The 20,458-nt window shown below is 52.8% G+C and carries 19 protein-coding genes and 2 rRNA genes (1 of these 21 running past the window's edge); 8 read left to right on the top strand and 13 right to left on the bottom strand.

Annotation, left to right across the window (positions count from 1 at the left end):
* Positions 1-45 precede the first annotated feature (45 nt).
* From K0H63_RS00325 to K0H63_RS00310, 4 genes are all read left to right on the top strand, one after another.
* Entirely contained in the window at positions 46-480 is a 435-nt protein-coding gene (locus tag K0H63_RS00325) for an acyl-CoA thioesterase (protein WP_220066253.1), read from the top strand.
* A gap of 127 nt (positions 481-607) precedes the next feature.
* The gene (gene pbpG / locus K0H63_RS00320) at positions 608-1,480 is read left to right on the top strand and encodes a D-alanyl-D-alanine endopeptidase (protein ID WP_434086758.1); all 873 of its coding nucleotides are present in this window, start codon (positions 608-610) and stop codon (positions 1,478-1,480) included.
* Position 1,481: 1 nt separating this feature from the next.
* On the top strand, positions 1,482-1,721 hold the full coding sequence (locus tag K0H63_RS00315) for a GNAT family N-acetyltransferase (RefSeq protein WP_220066251.1): 240 nt from the start codon (positions 1,482-1,484) through the stop codon (positions 1,719-1,721).
* 23 nt (positions 1,722-1,744) lie between these two features.
* On the top strand, positions 1,745-2,332 hold the full coding sequence (locus K0H63_RS00310; RefSeq protein WP_220066250.1) for a HutD family protein: 588 nt from the start codon (positions 1,745-1,747) through the stop codon (positions 2,330-2,332).
* A gap of 43 nt (positions 2,333-2,375) precedes the next feature.
* Here the strand turns inward: K0H63_RS00310 and K0H63_RS00305 are convergent, their stop codons facing one another.
* The 9 genes from K0H63_RS00305 to K0H63_RS00265 form a co-directional block, all read right to left on the bottom strand.
* The gene (locus K0H63_RS00305) at positions 2,376-2,855 is read right to left on the bottom strand and encodes a C40 family peptidase (protein ID WP_258405625.1); all 480 of its coding nucleotides are present in this window, start codon (positions 2,853-2,855) and stop codon (positions 2,376-2,378) included.
* A gap of 13 nt (positions 2,856-2,868) precedes the next feature.
* Positions 2,869-3,399: a molybdopterin adenylyltransferase gene (gene mog / locus K0H63_RS00300; protein ID WP_220066249.1), complete on the bottom strand. Its 531-nt coding sequence runs from the start codon at positions 3,397-3,399 to the stop codon at positions 2,869-2,871.
* A gap of 116 nt (positions 3,400-3,515) precedes the next feature.
* Positions 3,516-6,581 (bottom strand): ATP-binding protein, encoded by a 3,066-nt coding sequence (locus K0H63_RS00295; protein ID WP_220066248.1) that lies wholly within the window; start codon positions 6,579-6,581, stop codon positions 3,516-3,518.
* Positions 6,581-7,531 carry an ABC transporter substrate-binding protein gene (locus K0H63_RS00290; RefSeq protein ID WP_220066247.1) on the bottom strand — a complete coding sequence of 317 codons (951 nt, stop codon included), beginning with the start codon at positions 7,529-7,531 and terminating at the stop codon, positions 6,581-6,583. The genes K0H63_RS00295 and K0H63_RS00290 overlap by 1 nt, the downstream gene beginning before the upstream one ends.
* A 14-nt stretch (positions 7,532-7,545) precedes the next feature.
* Positions 7,546-8,463, bottom strand: a complete 918-nt coding sequence (locus tag K0H63_RS00285; RefSeq protein ID WP_220066246.1) for a GGDEF domain-containing response regulator — start codon at positions 8,461-8,463, stop codon at positions 7,546-7,548.
* Positions 8,464-8,997: 534 nt separating this feature from the next.
* A complete protein-coding gene (locus tag K0H63_RS00280) occupies positions 8,998-10,191 on the bottom strand; it encodes a BaiN/RdsA family NAD(P)/FAD-dependent oxidoreductase (RefSeq protein ID WP_220066245.1) in 1,194 nt (397 codons plus the stop codon).
* Between the two features lie 70 nt (positions 10,192-10,261).
* The gene (gene gpsA / locus K0H63_RS00275; RefSeq protein WP_220066244.1) at positions 10,262-11,281 is read right to left on the bottom strand and encodes an NAD(P)H-dependent glycerol-3-phosphate dehydrogenase; all 1,020 of its coding nucleotides are present in this window, start codon (positions 11,279-11,281) and stop codon (positions 10,262-10,264) included.
* 6 nt (positions 11,282-11,287) lie between these two features.
* Positions 11,288-11,767 carry a protein-export chaperone SecB gene (gene secB / locus K0H63_RS00270; RefSeq protein WP_220066243.1) on the bottom strand — a complete coding sequence of 160 codons (480 nt, stop codon included), beginning with the start codon at positions 11,765-11,767 and terminating at the stop codon, positions 11,288-11,290.
* A 217-nt stretch (positions 11,768-11,984) separates the two neighbouring features.
* Positions 11,985-12,413 carry a rhodanese-like domain-containing protein gene (locus tag K0H63_RS00265; RefSeq protein WP_041409561.1) on the bottom strand — a complete coding sequence of 143 codons (429 nt, stop codon included), beginning with the start codon at positions 12,411-12,413 and terminating at the stop codon, positions 11,985-11,987.
* A gap of 237 nt (positions 12,414-12,650) precedes the next feature.
* On the opposite strand from K0H63_RS00265, the gene gpmM reads away from it, so the two are divergent.
* From gpmM to K0H63_RS00245, 4 genes are read left to right on the top strand one after another with little or no spacing between them, the layout of a single operon-like run.
* A complete protein-coding gene (gene gpmM, locus K0H63_RS00260) occupies positions 12,651-14,192 on the top strand; it encodes a 2,3-bisphosphoglycerate-independent phosphoglycerate mutase (protein WP_220066242.1) in 1,542 nt (513 codons plus the stop codon).
* A 5-nt stretch (positions 14,193-14,197) separates the two neighbouring features.
* Positions 14,198-15,334 carry a murein hydrolase activator EnvC family protein gene (locus K0H63_RS00255; protein ID WP_220066241.1) on the top strand — a complete coding sequence of 379 codons (1,137 nt, stop codon included), beginning with the start codon at positions 14,198-14,200 and terminating at the stop codon, positions 15,332-15,334.
* A gap of 31 nt (positions 15,335-15,365) precedes the next feature.
* Positions 15,366-16,562, top strand: a complete 1,197-nt coding sequence (locus K0H63_RS00250; RefSeq protein ID WP_220066240.1) for a S41 family peptidase — start codon at positions 15,366-15,368, stop codon at positions 16,560-16,562.
* Between the two features lie 21 nt (positions 16,563-16,583).
* Positions 16,584-17,336, top strand: coding sequence for a divergent polysaccharide deacetylase family protein (locus tag K0H63_RS00245; protein ID WP_434086740.1), 753 nt, complete (start codon positions 16,584-16,586; stop codon positions 17,334-17,336).
* Here the strand turns inward: K0H63_RS00245 and K0H63_RS00240 are convergent.
* The 4 genes from K0H63_RS00240 to K0H63_RS00225 form a co-directional block, all read right to left on the bottom strand.
* On the bottom strand, positions 17,311-17,766 hold the full coding sequence (locus tag K0H63_RS00240; protein WP_220066238.1) for an Rrf2 family transcriptional regulator: 456 nt from the start codon (positions 17,764-17,766) through the stop codon (positions 17,311-17,313). The two genes, K0H63_RS00245 and K0H63_RS00240, sit on opposite strands and share 26 nt — an antisense overlap.
* Positions 17,767-17,781: 15 nt before the next feature.
* A complete protein-coding gene (locus K0H63_RS00235) occupies positions 17,782-18,033 on the bottom strand; it encodes a YkgJ family cysteine cluster protein (RefSeq protein ID WP_220066237.1) in 252 nt (83 codons plus the stop codon).
* A gap of 148 nt (positions 18,034-18,181) precedes the next feature.
* Positions 18,182-18,297: ribosomal RNA gene (gene rrf, locus K0H63_RS00230) — 5S ribosomal RNA — on the bottom strand.
* 124 nt (positions 18,298-18,421) lie between these two features.
* Positions 18,422-20,458, bottom strand: a 23S ribosomal RNA gene (locus K0H63_RS00225) (it continues 857 nt past the right edge of the window).

Raw genomic sequence — 20,458 nt, 5'->3', positions numbered from 1 at the left:
CAGACCCCTGTTAAGCTCGAATTCTGTTAAACAATCGTTTGAATTATGAAATCAGTCTCAGACCTCTGCAGCCACATCAGCAAAATCACCGTTGCCTGGGGCGAAATGGATGCCCTGCAACACGTGAACAACGTGGCCTATTTCCGCTACTTCGAAACTGCCCGCATCGGTTTTTTTGAACAACACTTCCCGCTGGAAAGCATGTATCGCCACGGTCTTGGCCCCGTGATCAGCGAAAACCAGGCCAGATACAAACGGCCCGTGACCTATCCGGACGTGTTGCATGTGGGTGTGCGCGTGACCGATATACACCCGGATCGCTTTACCTTGCACTACGAGGTATTCAGCGAGGCACAGCAGGCTATCACCACCACCGGCAGCTCCATTGCGGTGATGTTTGATTTCAAGTTGGGACGCAAAGCCGATATGCCGTCAGAAATGCTGGCAACGCTAAAAAATCTTTCAAAAAGCGAACCTTGATGGCTTGTGATTGTCTCACCCTTGATTACACTTGAGGTATTGCCGCGCAGACGGCAAGCAAACAATCACTTTATTATTGGCATTGCGCATGAAATCCAAATTGTTCAAGTACATCAGCCCTCTGCTGATGCTCGGCCTGCTCTCGGCCGCCAGTGCACAGGGTGCGGTAAAATCAGACGCCAAACCCACTCAGGAACTGGCTTCATACAGTGCACTCCTGGTCGATACCAAAACCAACGAAGTGCTCTATGCCAGTAACCCCCATCAGGTTGTTCCCATTGCCTCGATCTCCAAGCTGATGACTGCCATGGTGACCCTGGATGCCAAGCTGCCGCTCGGGGAAAAAATCGCGGTTGAAGTCAAAGACAATCCCGAGATGAAAAACGTCGTTTCCCGCATCCGTCTTGGCAGCACCCTGAGCCGAAAAGAAGCCATGTTGCTGACCCTGATGTCGTCGGAAAACCGAGCCGCCACTACCCTTGCCCACCATTATCCCGGCGGATATCAGGCCTTCGTGAAGGCGATGAATACCAAGGCCAAGGCGCTGGGCATGACCAATACCCGTTTTGTAGAGCCCACTGGATTGTCGGTACACAACGTGTCTACTGCCGCCGACCTGGTGAAGCTGCTCAAGGCCGCGCAGGATTACCCTCTGCTGGGCCAGCTGTCTTCGACACCGAGTAAGTCGGTAACCTTTGGCAAGCCCAGATACAGTTTGGCGTTTTACAACACCAACCGACTGGTCAATAAAGACAACTGGGACATTCGCTTAACCAAAACCGGTTTTACCGATGCCGCCGGACACTGCCTGGTGATGCTGACCAGGATGGCCAAACGGGATGTGGCCTTTGTGGTGCTCGACTCTTTCGGTAAACAAACCCACCTCGGCGATGCCGGACGCCTGAAAAAATGGCTCGAAACCGGCAAGGTCAGCCCACTGCCTGACTCCGCCAAAACTTACAAAGAACAACGCAAGCGTGAGCGTAATAACAAGGCATAACATGGATGCTGTGATCCACGATAAAACCAATCAGGTATTTTTATTAGCGGCCAACGGCGTGGAAGCCAGGCTGGAGTATCACCGCCAGGGTGACAGTATCGACTTCAATCGCACCTTCGTTCCTCCTGAGCTCAGGGGGCAAGGTCTGGCCGAAAAACTGGTCCGTCACGGGCTGGAATGGGCCAGGAAGCAGGGGCTCGACATTCACGCCAGCTGTTGGTACGTTCAAAAATTCCTCTAAGACATGCAGTTGAAGGAAGCCCAATGCCAATACATCTGGTGGCAGCCAAAGATTTCGTAACCAATGACTGGGCCGGTGGCAGCACGACTCAGCTGCTTATCCATCCCAAAGGCAGCAGTTTGGCTGCCCGGGACTTTGAATTCCGCCTGAGCTGCGCCCGGGTTGAACAATCCGGTCAATTCAGTGATTTCAGTGGTTACGATCGCCTGCTGCTTGTACTGGACGGTGCCATGAAGTTAAGCGGCAGCGCCCTGTCCGAAGCCCGGGTTCAGCACGCCGATAGCAGTCCCTGGGACTTCGATGGTGGTTTGAGTGTGCATGCCGAACTGACAACGGCAGTAGTGGAAGACTTTAACCTGTTTGTGCCCAAGGGAAGGTTGAAATTGGCAAGCCGGCAACAACTGGCTGAACATCAGCGCTGGCATCAGGCTGCCGAAGAGGGCGCGAGTGTTTACGGTGTGTTCCTGCGCCGTGGCCAGGTCAACATCGGAGACATCCAACTGAACAGCGAACATCCGCTGATAATTTCCTCTACGCCGCTGAATCTACTCGCCGAAACGCCGAGCGATCTGGTGGCGTTCGCCATTGGTTGCCGCTTTCCGCAGCCCTGATATCGCTCCCGGGACCAAGGGATTGGTCTGGTGTGGGTTCCCCTCAATCATAACGCCGTATCTGACGGAATTTTTGCTGCCAGTAGCCGTTATCGAGGGTGGAAATTATCACGCCCTGACTGGTCGATGCATGCACAAAGCGCCTGTCCCCCAAAGAAACCCCAACGTGCCACAGTGTCCAGCCGGTTTTGAAAAACACCAGGTCGCCACTTTGGATCTCATCCTCTGATACCCTGCGCCCCAGGGCCAGTTGATCTTCTACCGTGCGGGGCAAACTCAGTCCGGCAAGGTCACGATAAACCAAAAAGCTGAAAGCGGAGCAATCGACACCACGCTTATTCATGCCGCCAAGACGGTAAGGCACGCCCTGCCATTCACTGTAGAACGCCAGCAGCCGCGCCTGAGACAACGGCTGGCTTACCTGGGCCGCCACGGGCGTCTCTTGCTCGGGGCGAGAGCTGCAGCCGATAACCACCATGGCCAGCAGCATGCATGCGACTCTCCTGACCATGGCGGCGTTCATTTGCCCCAATCGCCTACTTTTTAGGGCGGAATGGCTTAATAACTGACTCATCGCATTCCAGGAAAGGGCCGTCCATCAAGTCGATACAGTAAGGAATAGCCGGAAACACCGCATCCAGGCATTCACGAATGGACTTGGGCTTGCCGGGCAGATTCACGATCAGGGTATCATCCCGCAGACCTGCCGTTTGCCGTGACAGAATGGCGGTGGGTACAAATTTCAGCGACTCTGCCCGCATCAGCTCACCAAAACCCGGCATCATACGATGACAAACGGCCTCGGTGGCCTCCGGTGTCACATCGCGTTTGGCGGGGCCGGTTCCACCTGTGGTGACAATCAGGCAGCAACCTTCATTGTCTGCCAAATCAATCAGGGTCGCCTCTATGTCGGCCTGCTCATCCGGTATCACGCGATACAGGCTTTCCCATTCGCTGGTCAGGTAGGCATTGAGGGTTTCGATAATGGCTTGACCCGACAGGTCTTCGTAAATGCCTGCGCTGGCGCGGTCACTGACGGTAACAATCCCGATTTTGGCTTTGGCCATGTGAGCTTCCTTCTGGCGAGAAATGGCTGCCGGTACGGCAACTTAACAGTTGCCTAAAATAGCATATTCGGCAGCACACCCAAGTTTCTTGGCCAAATAAGACGACCAGGGTCAAATTATGCTGTCTGCGATTGGCTTTGTTCCAGAGTACGCTGCAATACATCGACAAATTCCGCCTGATGCGCGTCAAGGTACGCCCAATCCAGGCTGCGGGCGGCCATTTCCATGTCTTTGGCAACATCGGCCAGCGGCGACATACACAGATTGCCCGCAGCGCCCTTGATGGCGTGTACCGCGGTGCGCACCGCTGCGAAGTCCCTGCGGCCCATGGCGTTCTCAAAGGCCTCGAGGTACACCGCCATTTCTTCGGCAAATACCTTGAGTATGTCGCCCAGCAGCTCACCATCACCGGACATCAGCTCAAGGGCGCAGTGGCGGTCAAACAGTATGGTGTCTGCCGACAGAGGGCTGGACGGTGCACAGGATGCGCTGTCCAGGGGAATATAACGCTCGAGCACTCTGGCTATCTCTGCCTGGTGCAATGGTTTGGCGATATAGTCATTCATACCTGCCTCAAGGCAGGTTTCCCGATCGCCCTTCATGGCATTGGCTGTCATAGCCACAATTTTGATATCTTTAAACTTCTGTCCTGCCTCACCTTTTCGAATTGCCTGGGTCGCCTGATAGCCATCCATTTCCGGCATCAGACAATCCATCAAAATAAGGTCGTATTGCCGATGTTGCAGTGCCGCAAGTGCCTGCAACCCGTTGGTGGCCACCTCCACATGCTTCAGTCCCAGGTTTCTGAGCATGCCAAGCGCAACCATTTGATTAACTTTGTTATCTTCCACCAGCAGTATCTGGGCCGAGTCTGAAAACAGGCCTACTGTAGCATCAGGCCGTGCGACCTCGTTACCATCACGATCGCTTAATATGTCCACCAGTTTAAGTGCCTGCATAGGCCGGCACAGATAGTGACAGCTGCTTAAAATTGCCGGGGCCAATCCAATTTGTTGCCTGTGGGAAATGATGGCTAAAAACTTAAGCCCTTTTTCGGTGGCGAATGCCGCCGTCTTTTGCAGCTCTTCCGTGATGGACACCAGATGCTCTGGTACCGAATAAATGAGCCAATCCGCAGCCCCCAGTGCCGGCGCCTGTTCCAGATGCGTATTGGATTCCAGAAGTACCGGCCTTAACTGCCATGAATCGAGTAATTCGAACAACATTCGCTCGGAGGCACCAAGCTCACCCGCAAGCAACGGGGCGCGGCAATTCAGCGCAGGCGGCCACTCAACACCTGACGCTGCCTCGGACTTGAGCCGTAAGTGGAACTTGAAGGTACTGCCGGCATCTTCGGCACTGATGACCCGGATACCGCCATCCATAAGCTCACACAGCCGTTTGGCAATTGAAAGCCCAAGCCCTGTGCCGCCGAAGTGGCGAGTAGTCGTAGAATCAGCCTGCGTGAAGGGCGAAAACAGCGCCTCCTGCTTGTCTTTGGAGATGCCGATTCCGGTGTCTTCAATGCTCACCATCAGAGACACGCCGTTTGCGGTATCTTCAGACGCCTGAACCCGCACCGCTATCCAGCCGACCTCAGTAAACTTAATGGCATTACTCACCAAATTGACCAATACCTGCCTTATTCTGCCTGGGTCACCCCGCACCCAGCGTAGATGGACACCAGAAATGTCCAGCAGCAGCTTCAACCCTTTGGCTTCGGCGCGAATGGCAAAAGGTTGAACAAAATCATCCAGTAATTGAATGAGATCGAATGGCACCTCTTCGATTTCAAACTTGCCTGACTCAATTTTTGAAAAGTCGAGAATATCGTTGAGCAGGGTCAATAACGATTCCGCACAGGTGGAAGCCACATCCAGATAATGTTTTTGCTGGATAGACAGCTCGGTTTTCTCCAGCAAAGAGAGGATCCCAAGCACGCCGTTCATGGGTGTGCGAATTTCATGGCTCATGCAGGCAAGAAAATCGGCTTTTATTCGGGACGCAGCTTCAGCCTTTTCTCTGGCCTCCACCAGGTCTGCGTTTTTATGTTCCAACTCCAACGCATAAGACTCAATTTTTCGCTCATTGGCTTTGATGAGGGTCAGGTCTTCCACACAGGCAAAAAAACCTACGACGTCACCGTCCGAGGTCACGTCCGGGACGTAGGTGGCCTGGAAATATTTGTCGTCAACTTCAGCGTCGAAAACTTGTTGATTCCCCTGCAGTGCCTTCATTTGATAAGGCACTATCAAATCTTCAACCATAGGGGGTAGCACCTCTGCCACTGAGCGACCTAAAACCTCCGACTCACTCTTGCCAAGCCAAACCAAATAGCGACGATTGATAAAACGGTAGCAGCGCATGGCATCCACATAGGCCAGTTGCACCGGAATTACATTGATAACGGTATCGATATACCGTCGTGAATCTTCAAGCTCTTTGGCCTGCGCTATGCGCTGGCGAGCAGAGGCGTTATAGCTTTCAACCAAGAGTCCCAATTCATCGTCGGATTTGAGCACGAGTTCCGCTTGGGGATCGGCTTCTATCTGACGTCGAATGGCGTTAATGGGCCCAAGGACTACCTTCTGTTGCACCAAGGTGTTGATTAACAGCAACAACATAAAGCCTAACGACTGGATCAGAATGAACTCCATCAACCCTTTTTGCGCCGCCTGTTCAAGGGCGGCAGGATCATAAGCGACATAAAGCACAAAAGGTCTCAGTCGCTGGCGTTCCGGAGAAATAAGGTACAGGAGTGCGGTTTGGTGGATCACACCGTCTTTTTCCAAAAAGGGATCGTCGCTGTTTTTAGTGCGTGTGTTACTGATGAGTTGTTGAACCTGACTGCCAAAGGCCTCGGCCACTGTACGGCCAATGTACTCAGCCTGATTATCGGCGGTAATTTTTTCGCCTTCGATGAGACTGAGACGGCGAATGGACTCCTTGGTTGATAATGCGCCCATTACACGCTGCACATCGCCGCGATTGGCTTTGGTTTCAAGCGCCAGATTCAAACTATTGACCAAATCGGCCATCTCGTGACGGGCAACTTCCCGAATTCGTTCACGTACATCGTTTTGATAATAGAGTCCCACCAGCACGCACACGCCTATGGCAAGCAACGCCGTAGCCATATTCAGCTTGTAGCCCAGACTCTTGCCCCCACCAAGCCACTTCATCAATGGCTCCCGGAAACGTCAAACATTCCAATTACGTGGCTACAGTCACTCTCCAGCACATCAATCCTCCTTAACGTAGTGCACACGGATCTTGCCATGTTTTCCAATCCGGCAATGTCATTGAAAAGCGCCTGATTTTCTGTGAAATCCAACAAGTGGATATCACCGAGTACCTGCCTGAATTCGTCGGGGGGGATGCCCTCTCGCCGTGCCATGATGGCAACCGCTTCGGTAGGATGCTCACGAACATAATCCAGCGCCTGCTGCCATACCGCTCTGAGCTTGGGAACAAAGTCTGGGTGACGGGCAAGTGCTTCAGCGGAAATCGACAGTGTATCGAGGATCTCGCCGGGAATTTCCTTCGTGGAAAACACCTGATGCACCCCCTCTTGCTTCATGGCAGCCAGCGAATAAGGCGGATAAGTGACCATTGCGTCAATCAGGCCAAGTTGCAAGTGGCGGGGACCGTCGCCTTGCTCCACATTCATTACCTTGACATCATCCAACGTCAGGCCGTTGGCAGCCAGGGCCCGTGCGAGGATAAAAATACCCAGTGAGCTCACCTCACAGCCTATGGTTTTACCTTTCAGCGAAGGAATGTCGCCATACTCTGTTTTGGCGAGTATCACATCGCCACCGTCAGAGTAGTCTGCCGCCAACACTACCTTGACCGGCTTTCCACCAAACGCCTCCACCTGAACCGCCTCAATCATAGTGCTGGTAAAGCCAGCGACCCTGCCGGACAAATAGGCTCGCTGGGCATCAGACAGAGTCGCCACCTGGACAAATCCCACATTCAGCCCCGCTGCTTCATAAAAGCCTTGTTGCTGAGCCAGGTAAAGCACCTCGTATCCCGGCCAGGGATTAATAGCGATGATGATTTTCTCCTTGGGCTCACTGCACCCGAGTGACAGCAAAGAGATCATCAGCAACAGACAAATTCTTCCCATGCCTCGGCACCCCGTTAATCAGTCGACACCTTGCTCCGCAGGAGCGACGCCTCAGCCCGGCAACACACAACACAATTTCGGCCCTGGGTTTTGGCGCGGTACACACCGTCATCGGCCAACACCAGCAGATGAGAGAAATCGGCGTTATAGGGGCTCGCCTCTACCAGGCCAAAACTACCCGTTACCTGAATACCTTCTGGTTCCAGCGCCTCCAACAGGCTTCGCAAATGCTCTATCTTGGCGGCCGCGCTGTCGAGGCTGCAGTCCATCAGTATCACGAACTCTTCGCCACCCAGACGGGCAACCACATCTTCTTTGCGAGTATTGGTCGCCAGCAATCGGGCAACAGCAATGAGGACCTTATCGCCCATATAGTGTCCATAGCTATCATTTACCCGCTTGAAATGGTCCACATCCATCAAGACCACAGTCATGGGATTGCGATGGCGCGCCACCTTGGCTAAACGCTGGGATGCGCATTCAATCAAAAAATGACGGTTATATAACCCGGTGAGTTGGTCGTGCATTGCCATCGATTGCAGCCTGTCTCGCTGCTGCTTAAGCTGTATGTGGGTATAAACCCGGGCGCGGACAATGGCTGGCCTGATTGGCTTGGTGATGTAATCCACGGCACCGAGCTCAAGACCAAGCTGTTCATCAGCATCCGAATCTTTGCCTGTCACGAAAATAATGGGGATATCAGTGGTCGCTGGGTCACTCTTTAATGCCTTGCAAACCTCATAACCATCAAGGTCAGGCATTATCACGTCCAGCAGTATCAGATCAGGCTGAGGCTCGCTGCGGGCAAGTTTCAGACATTGGGCGCCGCTGCTTGCCTCACGAATTTGGTAAAGTCCTTTGAGGCTCTGGCCCATTATCATCAGGTTGGTTTTAACATCGTCAACGACGAGTACGGTGTAAGGTTCCATCATCTCAACTGTGTGCTCCTGAGCTGCATCCCTGTTACTCCCTGTCTGAAAAAGTGTAGCAGCAGAAAAAGCTCCCAATGGGTAAACGCCTTTATTTTATTGGGAAAATGCCAATTCAGGACGCAAAACCACAGCGAAAGCATGGCTATATAGGTAATCGCATAACGCCAGTACCCAGAAGATGAGTTAAATGAAAACAGACCAGGCTGGGGCAGAACCCATAGGCCGTACATTTCTGGAAACGATGAGTCGCACTTAAGGTATCCGTCACCGCACCTGCAGATGTTGTGTGCGGCGCAAATTTAAATTTTTAAATCAAATGGATAGATTCAGGGAAAGGAAAGAATCGCAAAACCGCTTAGCTGTTTTGACTGGTTTGCTCAATGACTCGTGGCTGAAGCAATTAAGGGGTCGGGGTCCATTAAGCAAGAGCACCTTCACACCGAGATGACTATACATAGACAACGGGAAGCCTTAACAAAAGAATCAGAGGCTTCGCTACTTACTAATGGCCGACACAGAAAGAAGGAAAAACCGTTAAACGGCCTCCCCTGCGGCATGACCTGAGCTCCATGCCCATTGGAAATTGTAGCCGCCGAGCCAGCCGGTAACATCTACCACTTCACCAATGAAATAGAGTCCCTTACATGCCTTGGCTTCCAGCGTTTTGGAAGAGAGCTCGTCGGTACAGACGCCCCCCAGAGTCACTTCGGCGGTGCGATAACCCTCTGTGCCACCGGGAGCGATGGACCAGTTGGCAAAATAGTCGGCCATGGCCTCCACTTCTGCCTTGGAAAGCTGGTTCAGTGCCTTATCCGGGATGGCTCCAATCTCCTGTAGCCGTTCAACAAGCCGTTTCGGCAGCAAGCGGGATAGCGCATTCTTAATTGACAATTTAGGCGATTCAACACTAATTGTTTTGTACCAATCGACAAAATTCAGTCCGGGCAACAAATCTATGTAGACAGCTTCACCCGGCTTCCAGTATGAAGAGATCTGCAATATGGCAGGACCGGAAATCCCTCTGTGGGTGAAAAGCAGCGCCTCTGAGAACGACTGACCAGAAGCCGAGGTAACAGTCACCGGCAAACTCACCCCGGCCAGACACTCAAAGTGGCTCTTGTCTTCCGGCTGAAGAGTAAAGGGCACCAAGCCGGCTGTGGTAGGCAGCACCCGCAAACCAAATTGCTGCGCCAGCTTGAAACCAAAGGGGGTTGCACCAAGCTTTGGCATGGACAAGCCACCGGTGGCAATTACCAAAGACTCGCAGCTGTAGTTACCTTCACTGGTGTGCAGTTCGAAGCCGGTTTCCTTTTTGCTTACATTAAGCACCTCGGTACGCAGCTGAATCTTCACGCCTGCCCAGTCACATTCGGTGGTCAACATCTCCACTATCTCTTTGGCCGACTCATCGCAAAACAGCTGGCCAAGGGTCTTTTCGTGGTAGGCGATACCATGGCGCTCCACCATGGCAATAAAGTCCCACTGGGTGAAACGCGCCAGCGCCGATTTTACAAAGTGTGGGTTGGTGCAGAGGTATGCCGATGGTTGGGTTTGCAGATTGGTGAAGTTACAGCGCCCACCACCACTGATAAGAATTTTACGTCCCAGCTGTTTGGCGTTGTCCAGCAGCAGCACATCCCGTCCACGGTAACCCGCCGTCAGGGCACACATAAGCCCCGCGGCACCCGCGCCGATAATGATGACCTGATGATGCTTGCAGTCTGACATCCGCCTGTTACTCCCGGACATAAAAAAAGGACGCCAATTCTAGCATCCTTTTTCGGGCTCAGTACGGCTTTTAATCGGCCGCAGCGGTCTCGGATTTTTTCTCTCGGGCCAACAATTCTTTGGCGGCATCCAGCGGGGATTTACCCTGATAAAGTACCGCGTAGATTTGCTCGGTGATTGGCATCTCTACACCCAGACGCTTCGCCAGAGTGAACACTTCCTTGGTGTTGCGATAACCCTCAACCACCTGACCGATCTCGGTTTGGGCAGTATTCACGTCACAGCCCTTACCCAGAGCTAAACCAAAGCGACGGTTGCGCGACTGGTTATCGGTACAGGTCAGCACCAGATCCCCAAGGCCGGCCATCCCCATAAAGGTAGCCTGCTGGGCCCCCAGAGCCTCGCCGAGGCGACTTAGCTCAACCAAGCCACGGGTGATGAGTGCGGTACGGGCGTTGGCACCAAAGCCAATGCCATCACTCATACCGGCGCCGATGGCAATCACGTTTTTCACCGCACCGCCCAGTTGCAGGCCGATAAAATCATCGTTGGCATACACACGAAGACGTTTGGGGCTGTGGAGCAGCTCCACCAAATCAGCGGTAAAGCCGGCATCTGTGCCGGCAACCGATATTGCCGTTGGCAATCCGGCGGCCAGCTCTTTGGCAAAAGTGGGGCCGGACAGCACCGCCAGCGGGAAGGCATCGCCCAATGCATCTCGGGCGACATCCTGCAGCAAACGACCGGTTTCGGGCTCAAGGCCTTTGGTGGCCCATACGATACGGGCATCGGTACGGAGCAATGACTTGGCCTGACGCAGCACATCCCCAAACACATGGCTCGGAACCACCACCAACACGTTGCGCGATGCGGCCAGCGCCTTGCCTAAATCGGCTTCCATCACCAAACAATCGGGGAAGCTTATTCCGGGCAGGAAGGCGGCGTTACAGCGCTCACGGCTCAGGGTGTCGATATGCTCTGGGTCATGGCCCCAAAGCAAGGTTTTGTGTCCGTTACTGGCCAAAGAAATGGCAAGGGCGGTGCCATAAGAGCCCGCCCCCAGTACCGTAATATCGGCAGTGTCTTTCATCGCTTGTTACGCGTTGACTTCTTCAGTCTGCTGAGCGGCAGCGGCACGCTGTTGCACGTACTGGGCAAACAGAGCATCAAAGTTTACCGGCGCCAGGTTCAGCTGAGGGAAGGTACCGCGAGAAACCATGCTGGCCACAGACTCACGGGCATATGGGAACAGGATGTTGGGGCAGTATGCGCCCAGAGAATGGGCCAGCTGCGGCTCGGTCAAACCACCGATGTGGAAAATACCGGCTTGCTGAACTTCACACAGGAAGGCAGTTTCATCGCCGTTTTTGGCAGTCACAGTCAGAGACAGAACCACTTCAAAGATGTCATCAGCCAGCTTGGTGCTGCGGGTATCCAGATCCAGCTTCACTTCTGGATTCCACTCTTTCTGGAATACGGCTGGGCTGTTTGGTGTCTCAAAAGACACGTCCTTGGTGTAAATACGTTGAATGTTGAACTGTGGGGCTTGTTGTTCGTTATTTGCTACTTCAGCCATAATTTCCTACCTATCAATCAATTTGTTAAGTCGGCTTTTCATTGAAGCCATATAGTTATGGGCTGGGCTTTTGAGGCCGCAAAGGATCTCAGTACCGTCCCGGTTCAGATCTTGCCAGCTAAAAAAACTTCAAAAGCCTTTGCCGACTAAAAGGGTAACTGATGTACCCGCGAGAGCGACGTCAGTGTCGCTCCAAAATCAACCTGTGGTGCTGTGCTTAGCGCTTTTTCACCGGCAGGTTGGCCGCTTGCCAGTCACCCATACCGCCTTTGAGGCTGTATACCTGCTCAAAACCTTGGGCAACCAGTAACTGTGCCGCCTGAGCAGACGTCATGCCAGCGTTGCATACCAATATAATGGGGCTCTTCTTGGCGCTTTCAAGGGCAGAAATCTGATTATTTTTGATTTCTGACATGCTGATGTTCATCGCATCGACGATATGACCTTTGCGGAATTCTTCTTTGCCGCGAACGTCTACCACCTTGGCGTTTTGTTTATTGACCAGCTGAACCAGCTCCTGAGTGCTGATGTGCTTCACCTTGGAAGTCATAGACTTAACTGTTGTAATGACCACAGCTAAAAACAGACCCAGCCAAGCCAGGCTGAGCATGGGGTTTGCCCTGAAAAACTCGATGTATTCTTGCATGATATTCCGTCTGTAAGGATACCTGAAACAATGTGGGCAGAGAGTATACCATCAAGACACCAGAATGCAGCAAATCGCCCCGGCAGTCAGTCAATAAGCCCGCCTCTTTCACAAAATCCGCCGATGGTCGCAATCGGGGCAAATGCCTTTGTCCCCCGGGGACTGTCGTAGTAATATTTGAACAATTTTCCGATTCCAACACTTCTTCCAATTATCAATTTTGAGGTTAACTCCAAGATGACAGCCAAACGTCCTCTGGCATTACTGATCCTCGATGGCTGGGGCTATCGTGAAGATCAGGAAAGCAATGCCATTTTCCACGCCAACACTCCGGTGCTGGATAACCTGAAAGCTAACTACCCCAACGGCTTGATCTCTGGTTCCGGCCACGACGTGGGCCTGCCCGATGGCCAGATGGGTAACTCTGAAGTAGGTCACATCAACCTGGGTTCAGGCCGAATTGTGTATCAGGAACTGACCCGCATCAGCAAGGCCATTGAAGACGGCGAGTTTGACCATAACCCTGCCCTGTGCAAGGCCGTGGATGCCGCCATCGCCGCCAATGGTGCCGTCCATATCATGGGGCTGCTGTCACCCGGTGGCGTTCACAGCCACGAAGAACACATTGAAGCCATGATCCGCATGGCAGCCAAGCGCGGTGCCACCAAGGTGTATCTGCATGCCTTCCTCGATGGCCGGGATACACCACCACGCAGCGCAAAAGGCAGCCTGGCGCACTTCTCTGAGCTGTTTACCTCACTGAACGTGGGCCGCATTGCCTCTATCGTTGGCCGCTACTTTGCCATGGACAGAGACAATCGTTGGGATCGCGTTGTGCAGGCCTACGACCTCATCACTCAAGGCAAGGGCAAGCACACGGCCACCAATGCCGTCGATGCGCTGGAAGCGGCTTACAGCCGTGACGAGAACGATGAGTTTGTCGCGCCCACTGCGATTGTGGATGACGCCGGCGACAGCGTGAGCCTGAACGACAATGATGCGCTGATTTTCATGAACTTCCGTGCTGACCGTGCCCGTCAAATCAGCCGCAGCTTTACCGATCCCGCCTTTGCCGGATTCGAGCGTGCCGTAACGCCAAAAACGCACTTTGTGATGCTGACGGAATACGCCGGCGACATTCAGGGCGATATCGCCTTCCCGTCGGAAGACCTGGTGAACACTCTGGGTGAAGTACTGCAAAACAGCGGCAAGACGCAGCTGCGCATCTCCGAAACCGAGAAATATGCCCACGTCACCTTCTTCTTCAATGGCGGCAAAGAACAGCCATTCGAAGGCGAAGACCGTATCCTTATTAATTCGCCCAAGGTCGCAACCTATGACTTGCAACCCGAGATGAGTTCAACAGAGCTGACGGATAAATTGGTGGAAGCGATTGAATCTGCTAAGTATGATGTCATCATCTGTAACTATCCCAATGGTGACATGGTCGGACACACAGGTAACTTTGACGCCGCCGTTAAAGCCTGTGAAGCCGTAGATACCTGTATTGGCCGCGTGGTAGACGCGCTGGCCAAAGTGGGTGGTGAATGTCTTATCACTGCCGACCACGGTAACGCCGAGCAGATGAGTGACCCATCGACGGGTCAGGCACATACCGCCCACACCAGCGAACTGGTACCCTTTATTTATGTGGGACGGAATGCCAGCATCGCCGAAGGTGGTCGTCTGAGCGACATTGCACCCACCATGCTGAACCTCATGGGACAGGACATTCCGGCAGAAATGACCGGACGTGTGCTCATTACCATCAAAGAGTAAGCCATTTGTCACAGCACTTACTGTGGAAAGCCGGCGTTATCGCTGGCTTTCTTTTGCTATCACCGCCGCTCCAGGCCGATGATCTGGCGCGGCGTCAGGCCGAGCTTAAATCACTGCAAAGTCAGATAGAAAAACAGCAAAGTGCACTCAAGGACACCAGTAAACAGCGGGAAAAATTGCAGGGTCTGCTTAAAGAGGATGAGCAGGCCATTGCTAAAGTCGCCAAGGCCATGGCTCTCACCCAGGCGAGCCTCAACGAAGTTGATGGTAAACTAGAAGGCCTCAAGAGCCGCAGCAAAGCGCTGAACGCCCAGAAGGCGACTCAACAGGAAACCCTCTCCAAACAACTGGCAAGTGCCTACCTTGCCGGAAACCACGATTACACCAAGATGCTGCTGAGCCAGCAAAACCCTGCCACCATAGAGCGGATGTTGGCCTATTACCAGTACCTCAATAACGCCCGCATCAAGGCCATCAATGAACTGAAGCAGACCATGGATGAGCTGAGACAAAACCATGCGCAGCAGCTTGATGAGCAAGAAAAGCTCAGTCAGCTGGCAATTGAGCAGCAAGCTCAGGTGAAAAAGCTGGAATCAGAGCAGGCACAGCGCCAGGCAACACTGAAAGAGCTGCAAAAAACCTTAAGCTCTCGCGGCGCCGAACTGGAACAGCTACAGATAGAAGAAGCCAGCCTTAAACGGGTATTGGAACAGGCCGTGAAAGCAGTTAAGGCAAGTCCCAAACTCATAGGCTTGGGTGACCAGCGAGGCAAGTTAAACTGGCCAACCAAGGGGCGATTAAGCGAAGCCTTTGGCAATCCCCGTTCAGGACAAATTAAGTGGAAAGGCGTGCTGCTGTCTGCGCCGGAAGGCCAGAGCATTACCGCGATTTCAGATGGCAAAGTCATCTACGCCGACTGGCTCAAAGGTTTTGGTATGGTGCTGGTACTTGATCACGGTCAGGGCTATATGAGCCTGTATGGCCATGCACAAGCACTGCTTAAAAGCCCTGGCGACACCGTCAGCAGCGGCGAAACCATTGCACTGGTAGGACGTTCCGGTGGTCAAACTCAGCCTGGCCTATACTTTGAAATAAGGCACAAGGGGCAGGCTGTCGACCCGGCAAACTACTGCAGGCGTTGATATCAGGCTCCCACTGAACAGGGGGGCCTTTATGAAGCAGTTCATCCGTTATATCGGCGCTACGGTCTTCGGTTTGGCGCTGGGCATTTCTGTCAGTCTCTCCGGGCAGGAAAACGCCCGCTCGGTGCTCAGCCAATATGACTACCCCTTGCTGGTAGACATTATGGATACCATTGAGACCTATTATGTAAATCAGATAAGCAGGGATGAGCTCATCGAAGGCGCCATTGAGGGCATGTTCAAAAAGCTCGACCCCTATTCGGGCTATCTGTCTCATCAGGACCTTATCAATATCCGCGATACTAATCGGGGGGAATATTTCGGCTACGGCTTCGAAATTGCTTCTGACGATAACCTCATCCGTATTGTGTCGCCTTTTTCCGACTCCCCCGCTGACAAAGCCGGAATTATCGCTGGCGATACCATTATCGCTGTCAATTCGCACCAGGTGGCTGAGATGGACCTCAATGCCGTGCTGGCCGAAATCCGCTACCACAGCCTGAATGACCTGCCGATCACACTGACATTGGAGCACAGTGACAGACTCAGCTACCAGGTCACGCTCAGGCCTGCGACCATTTCAGTTGCTTCAGTGCAGGGACGTTGGTTAGAGGGTGAAATTGCCTACGTACGACTCACCAGCTTCCAGGACAACACCACAGAGGACTTGGTAAAACAGCTCAGCCAATGGAAATCCCCCAAGGGACTTATCCTTGATTTACGCAATAATCCGGGTGGTTTGTTGGATCAAGCCATCAGAATTGCGGACTTGTTTCTGGCAAAGGGGCGCATAGTCTCAACCTCAGGGCGTTACTTCGATGCTAATTCTGACTACTTCGCCTCGCCACAAACCCTGATGACCAATGTGCCCATGATGGTGCTTATTAATAAGGGTTCTGCCTCGGCTTCGGAAGTATTGGCTGCTGCGCTGCAGGAAAATGGCAGAGCTCTGCTTATCGGTGAGACAAGCTTTGGCAAAGGCACGGTACAAAGTCTTATCCCCACCCTCAACATGGACAGTGCGATAAAGCTGACTATTGCCCATTACAACACCCCAAAAGGCCATGATATTCATGCCAAAGGGATAGAGCCTGATATTAAAATTGCCGCTCAGAATACTGTTAAAGATGCCGCTGATATGCCTATAATCGACTCAGAACAACGTAAAACACAACTTGAAGATCAGACTTTGGCATCGGCCATCGCCTGGATTGAAAACCAAAAATAACTACATAATAACGATAACTTAGTGCGCTATTTGATTGGTTTGCTGCTTGCAGCAGGGATGTTTACAGCCCAAGGGGCACAGCTGGCTATCATCATCGACGATATCGGTTATCGTCATACCGATGAGGATGTCCTGTCACTTCCAAAAGATATCACCCTTTCCGTAATTCCATCGAGCCCCCTCGGCGTCAAACTTGCCAGCAAAGGACATCAAAGGGGCCACGAGATCATGCTCCACCTCCCCATGCAATCATTGAATGCCAGACCTTTGGGTCAGGGCGGGCTTACCAGTGATATGGATGAACAGGAGATAAAACGCAAAGTGGATGATGCCATGGTGAGAATTCCCTTTGCCAAGGGGGCAAACAATCACATGGGCAGCATGCTTACCCAGCTCGACAGCCATATGTTGTGGGTGATGGAAAGGCTGAAGCACAACAATTTGTACTTTGTCGACAGTTTAACGACCAGGTACAGCAAAGCCGGGGCCAAAGCCGAACAGATGGGTGTGCCATTGCTCAAACGCCACGTGTTTCTTGATAACGACACCAGTAAACGCGGCCTGGAAAAGCAATTCAAACTTATGATGGAGCAGGCTCATGAGCAGGGATTTGTGGTGGCTATCGCGCACCCTCATCCTGCAACGGTAAAGTTCCTCAAAGCCAACCTTCACAGACTCAGGGATGAAGGGATCACTCTGGTTCCGACGTCTGAGCTACTGCCATATCGCCTGGCGCAACAGCAAGGGACTAGCCCAGCTGTAAGACTGAAATAGTCGAGTCCGGCAACAACGCCAACAGTTCTTCCCTGTTGGTCACTATATCCGCCAACTGGTACTGATCAAGCACCGCCAGATACGCCTGCACCGCATTGGCCAATACTCCCTTCAACTGGCACGCTGGCAACAATCTGCAAACGGGTTTGCTGCAATTGATCGGGGCTAATGAATTCTCCAACTCCCGCACCAATGCACCAAGGTTTATCTCAGCGGCGGGCTTGGCAAGCCGAAAACCGCCAGCCTTGCCCCTGACAGTCTGCAAATAACCGGCCTTACCCAGATGATGAATAATTTTGGATACATGGTTGGGCGACAAATCAAATACTTCAGTGATCTCGGCAATCCGGAACAGGGCAGTCCTCTCAGGTTGAACAGCCATATACATCAGGGTGCGAATCCCAAAATCCGTATAGCGGGTCAGTTGCATTTAGCTCACCTACAATCAGCTGGTTTGTGTCTCAAGGGAAGTAATAATCCAAAGTGCTTCGGCATTGTTGCTGCCACAGACATCTGTCGTGGCTCTAAAGTCACTACAGACGTCAGGCCTGTCGGCGTGGCCGAAGATAAGGCACAGGTTGTCATCGCTTAGCTGCACACAACGCACACCTGGGGGCTTGCCATCCGGCATCCCCGGAATGGGGCTACTGATAGAGGGGGCGATACAGCAAGCACCACAACCCAAACGACATTCCACTTCCGTTTCTCCGATTATACCGCTGAAAGTCAATTCACTCAGTTCTGAACCGCAATAGTGCCAACTGCCGCACGCAATTGAAATAATCGAGCGGTAAAACAAAAGCAAAAAGGCCACCCTATTGGGTGGCCTCTTCGACTTATTAGGCGCTTGGCAATGACCTACTCTCACATGGGGAGACCCCACACTACCATCGGCGCTGCTCCGTTTCACTACTGAGTTCGGAATGGGATCAGGTGGGACCAGAGCGCTATTGTCACCAAGCAAATTCGTTATGTCCCCGCTTCTCAGCAAGAACATGCAATTTAGAAAGCTGTTTGAGTTATCACTTCAATCAAGTCTGGTCTCTTCAAGACTATCTACACCATCTGAAACCCATCTGGGTTGTATGGTTAAGCCGCACGAGTCATTAGTACAGGTTAGCTCAACGCCTCACAACGCTTACACACCCTGCCTATCAACGTCCTGGTCTCGGACGGCTCTTCAGTGGACTCAAGGTCCAAGGGAAGACTCATCTTGGGGCTCGCTTCCCGCTTAGATGCTTTCAGCGGTTATCGATTCCGAACGTAGCTACCGGGCAATGCCATTGGCATGACAACCCGAACACCAGCGGTTCGTTCACTCCGGTCCTCTCGTACTAGGAGCAACCCCCCTCAATCTTCCAACGCCCACGGCAGATAGGGACCGAACTGTCTCACGACGTTCTGAACCCAGCTCGCGTACCACTTTAAATGGCGAACAGCCATACCCTTGGGACCGACTTCAGCCCCAGGATGTGATGAGCCGACATCGAGGTGCCAAACACCGCCGTCGATATGAACTCTTGGGCGGTATCAGCCTGTTATCCCCGGAGTACCTTTTATCCGTTGAGCGATGGCCCTTCCATGCAGAACCACCGGATCACTATGACCTACTTTCGTACCTGCTCGACGTGTCTGTCTCGCAGTTAAGCTGGCTTGTGCCATTACACTAACCACACGATGTCCGACCGTGTTTAGCCAACCTTCGTGCTCCTCCGTTACTCTTTGGGAGGAGACCGCCCCAGTCAAACTACCCACCAGGCACTGTCCCTAGTCCAGATTCATGGACCGAGGTTAGAACACCAACACTACAAGGGTGGTATTTCAAGGTTGACTCCACGAGAACTGGCGTTCCCGCTTCAAAGTCTCCCACCTATCCTACACATGTAGGGTCAATGTTCAGTGCCAAGCTATAGTAAAGGTTCACGGGGTCTTTCCGTCTAGCCGCGGGTATACGGCATCTTCACCGCAATTTCAACTTCACTGAGTCTCGGCTGGAGACAGCGTGGCCATCATTACGCCATTCGTGCAGGTCGGAACTTACCCGACAAGGAATTTCGCTACCTTAGGACCGTTATAGTTACGGCCGCCGTTTACCGGGGCTTCGATCATGAGCTTCTCTTGCGATAACCCAATCAATTAACCTTCCGGCACCGGGCAGGCGTCACACCGTATACTTCCTCTTGCGAGTTTGCACAGTGCTGTGTTTTTGATAAACAGTTGCAGCCACCTGGTATCTGCGACTGCCGTCAGCTCGGGGAGCAAGTCCCGTCACCAACAGCAGCGTACCTTCTCCCGAAGTTACGGTACCATTTTGCCTAGTTCCTTCAGCCGAGTTCTCTCAAGCGCCTTGGTATTCTCTACCCGACCACCTGTGTCGGTTTGGGGTACGATTCCTGCTAACCTGAAGCTTAGAAGATTTTCCTGGAAGCATGGCATCAACCACTTCGTCACCGTAGTGACTCGTCATCAGCTCTCGGTATATATGTGCCCGGATTTGCCTAAGCACACTACCTACCACCTTAAACACGGACAACCAACGCCGTGCTGGCCTAGCCTTCTCCGTCTCTCCATCGCAGTTAGCAGAAGTACGGGAATATTAACCCGTTTCCCATCGACTACGCCTTTCGGCCTCGCCTTAGGGGTCGACTCACCCTGCCCCGATTAACGTTGGACAGGAACCCTTGGTCTTTCGGCGAGGGGGTTTTTCACCCCCTTTATCGTTACTCATGTCAGCATTCGCACTTCTGATACCTCCAGTGTGGGTTACCCCTTCACCTTCAACGGCTTACAGAACGCTCCTCTACCGCGTACACGTTATCGTGCACACCCGTAGCTTCGGTGAATTGCTTAGCCCCGTTACATCTTCCGCGCAGGCCGACTCGACTAGTGAGCTATTACGCTTTCTTTAAATGATGGCTGCTTCTAAGCCAACATCCTAGCTGTCTAAGCCTTCCCACATCGTTTCCCACTTAGCAATTACTTTGGGACCTTAGCTGACGGTCTGGGTTGTTTCCCTTTTGACGACGGACGTTAGCACCCGCCGTCTGTCTCCCGGATAGCACTCTTTGGTATTCGGAGTTTGCAAAGGGTTGGTAAGTCGGGATGACCCCCTAGCCTTAACA

This window comes from Shewanella zhangzhouensis, from assembly GCF_019457615.1.
In the GTDB taxonomy this organism is placed as follows: domain Bacteria; phylum Pseudomonadota; class Gammaproteobacteria; order Enterobacterales; family Shewanellaceae; genus Shewanella; species Shewanella zhangzhouensis.
The sequence above is the reverse complement of the archived record's forward strand: the minus strand, read 5'-3'. Positions and strand labels throughout refer to the sequence as shown.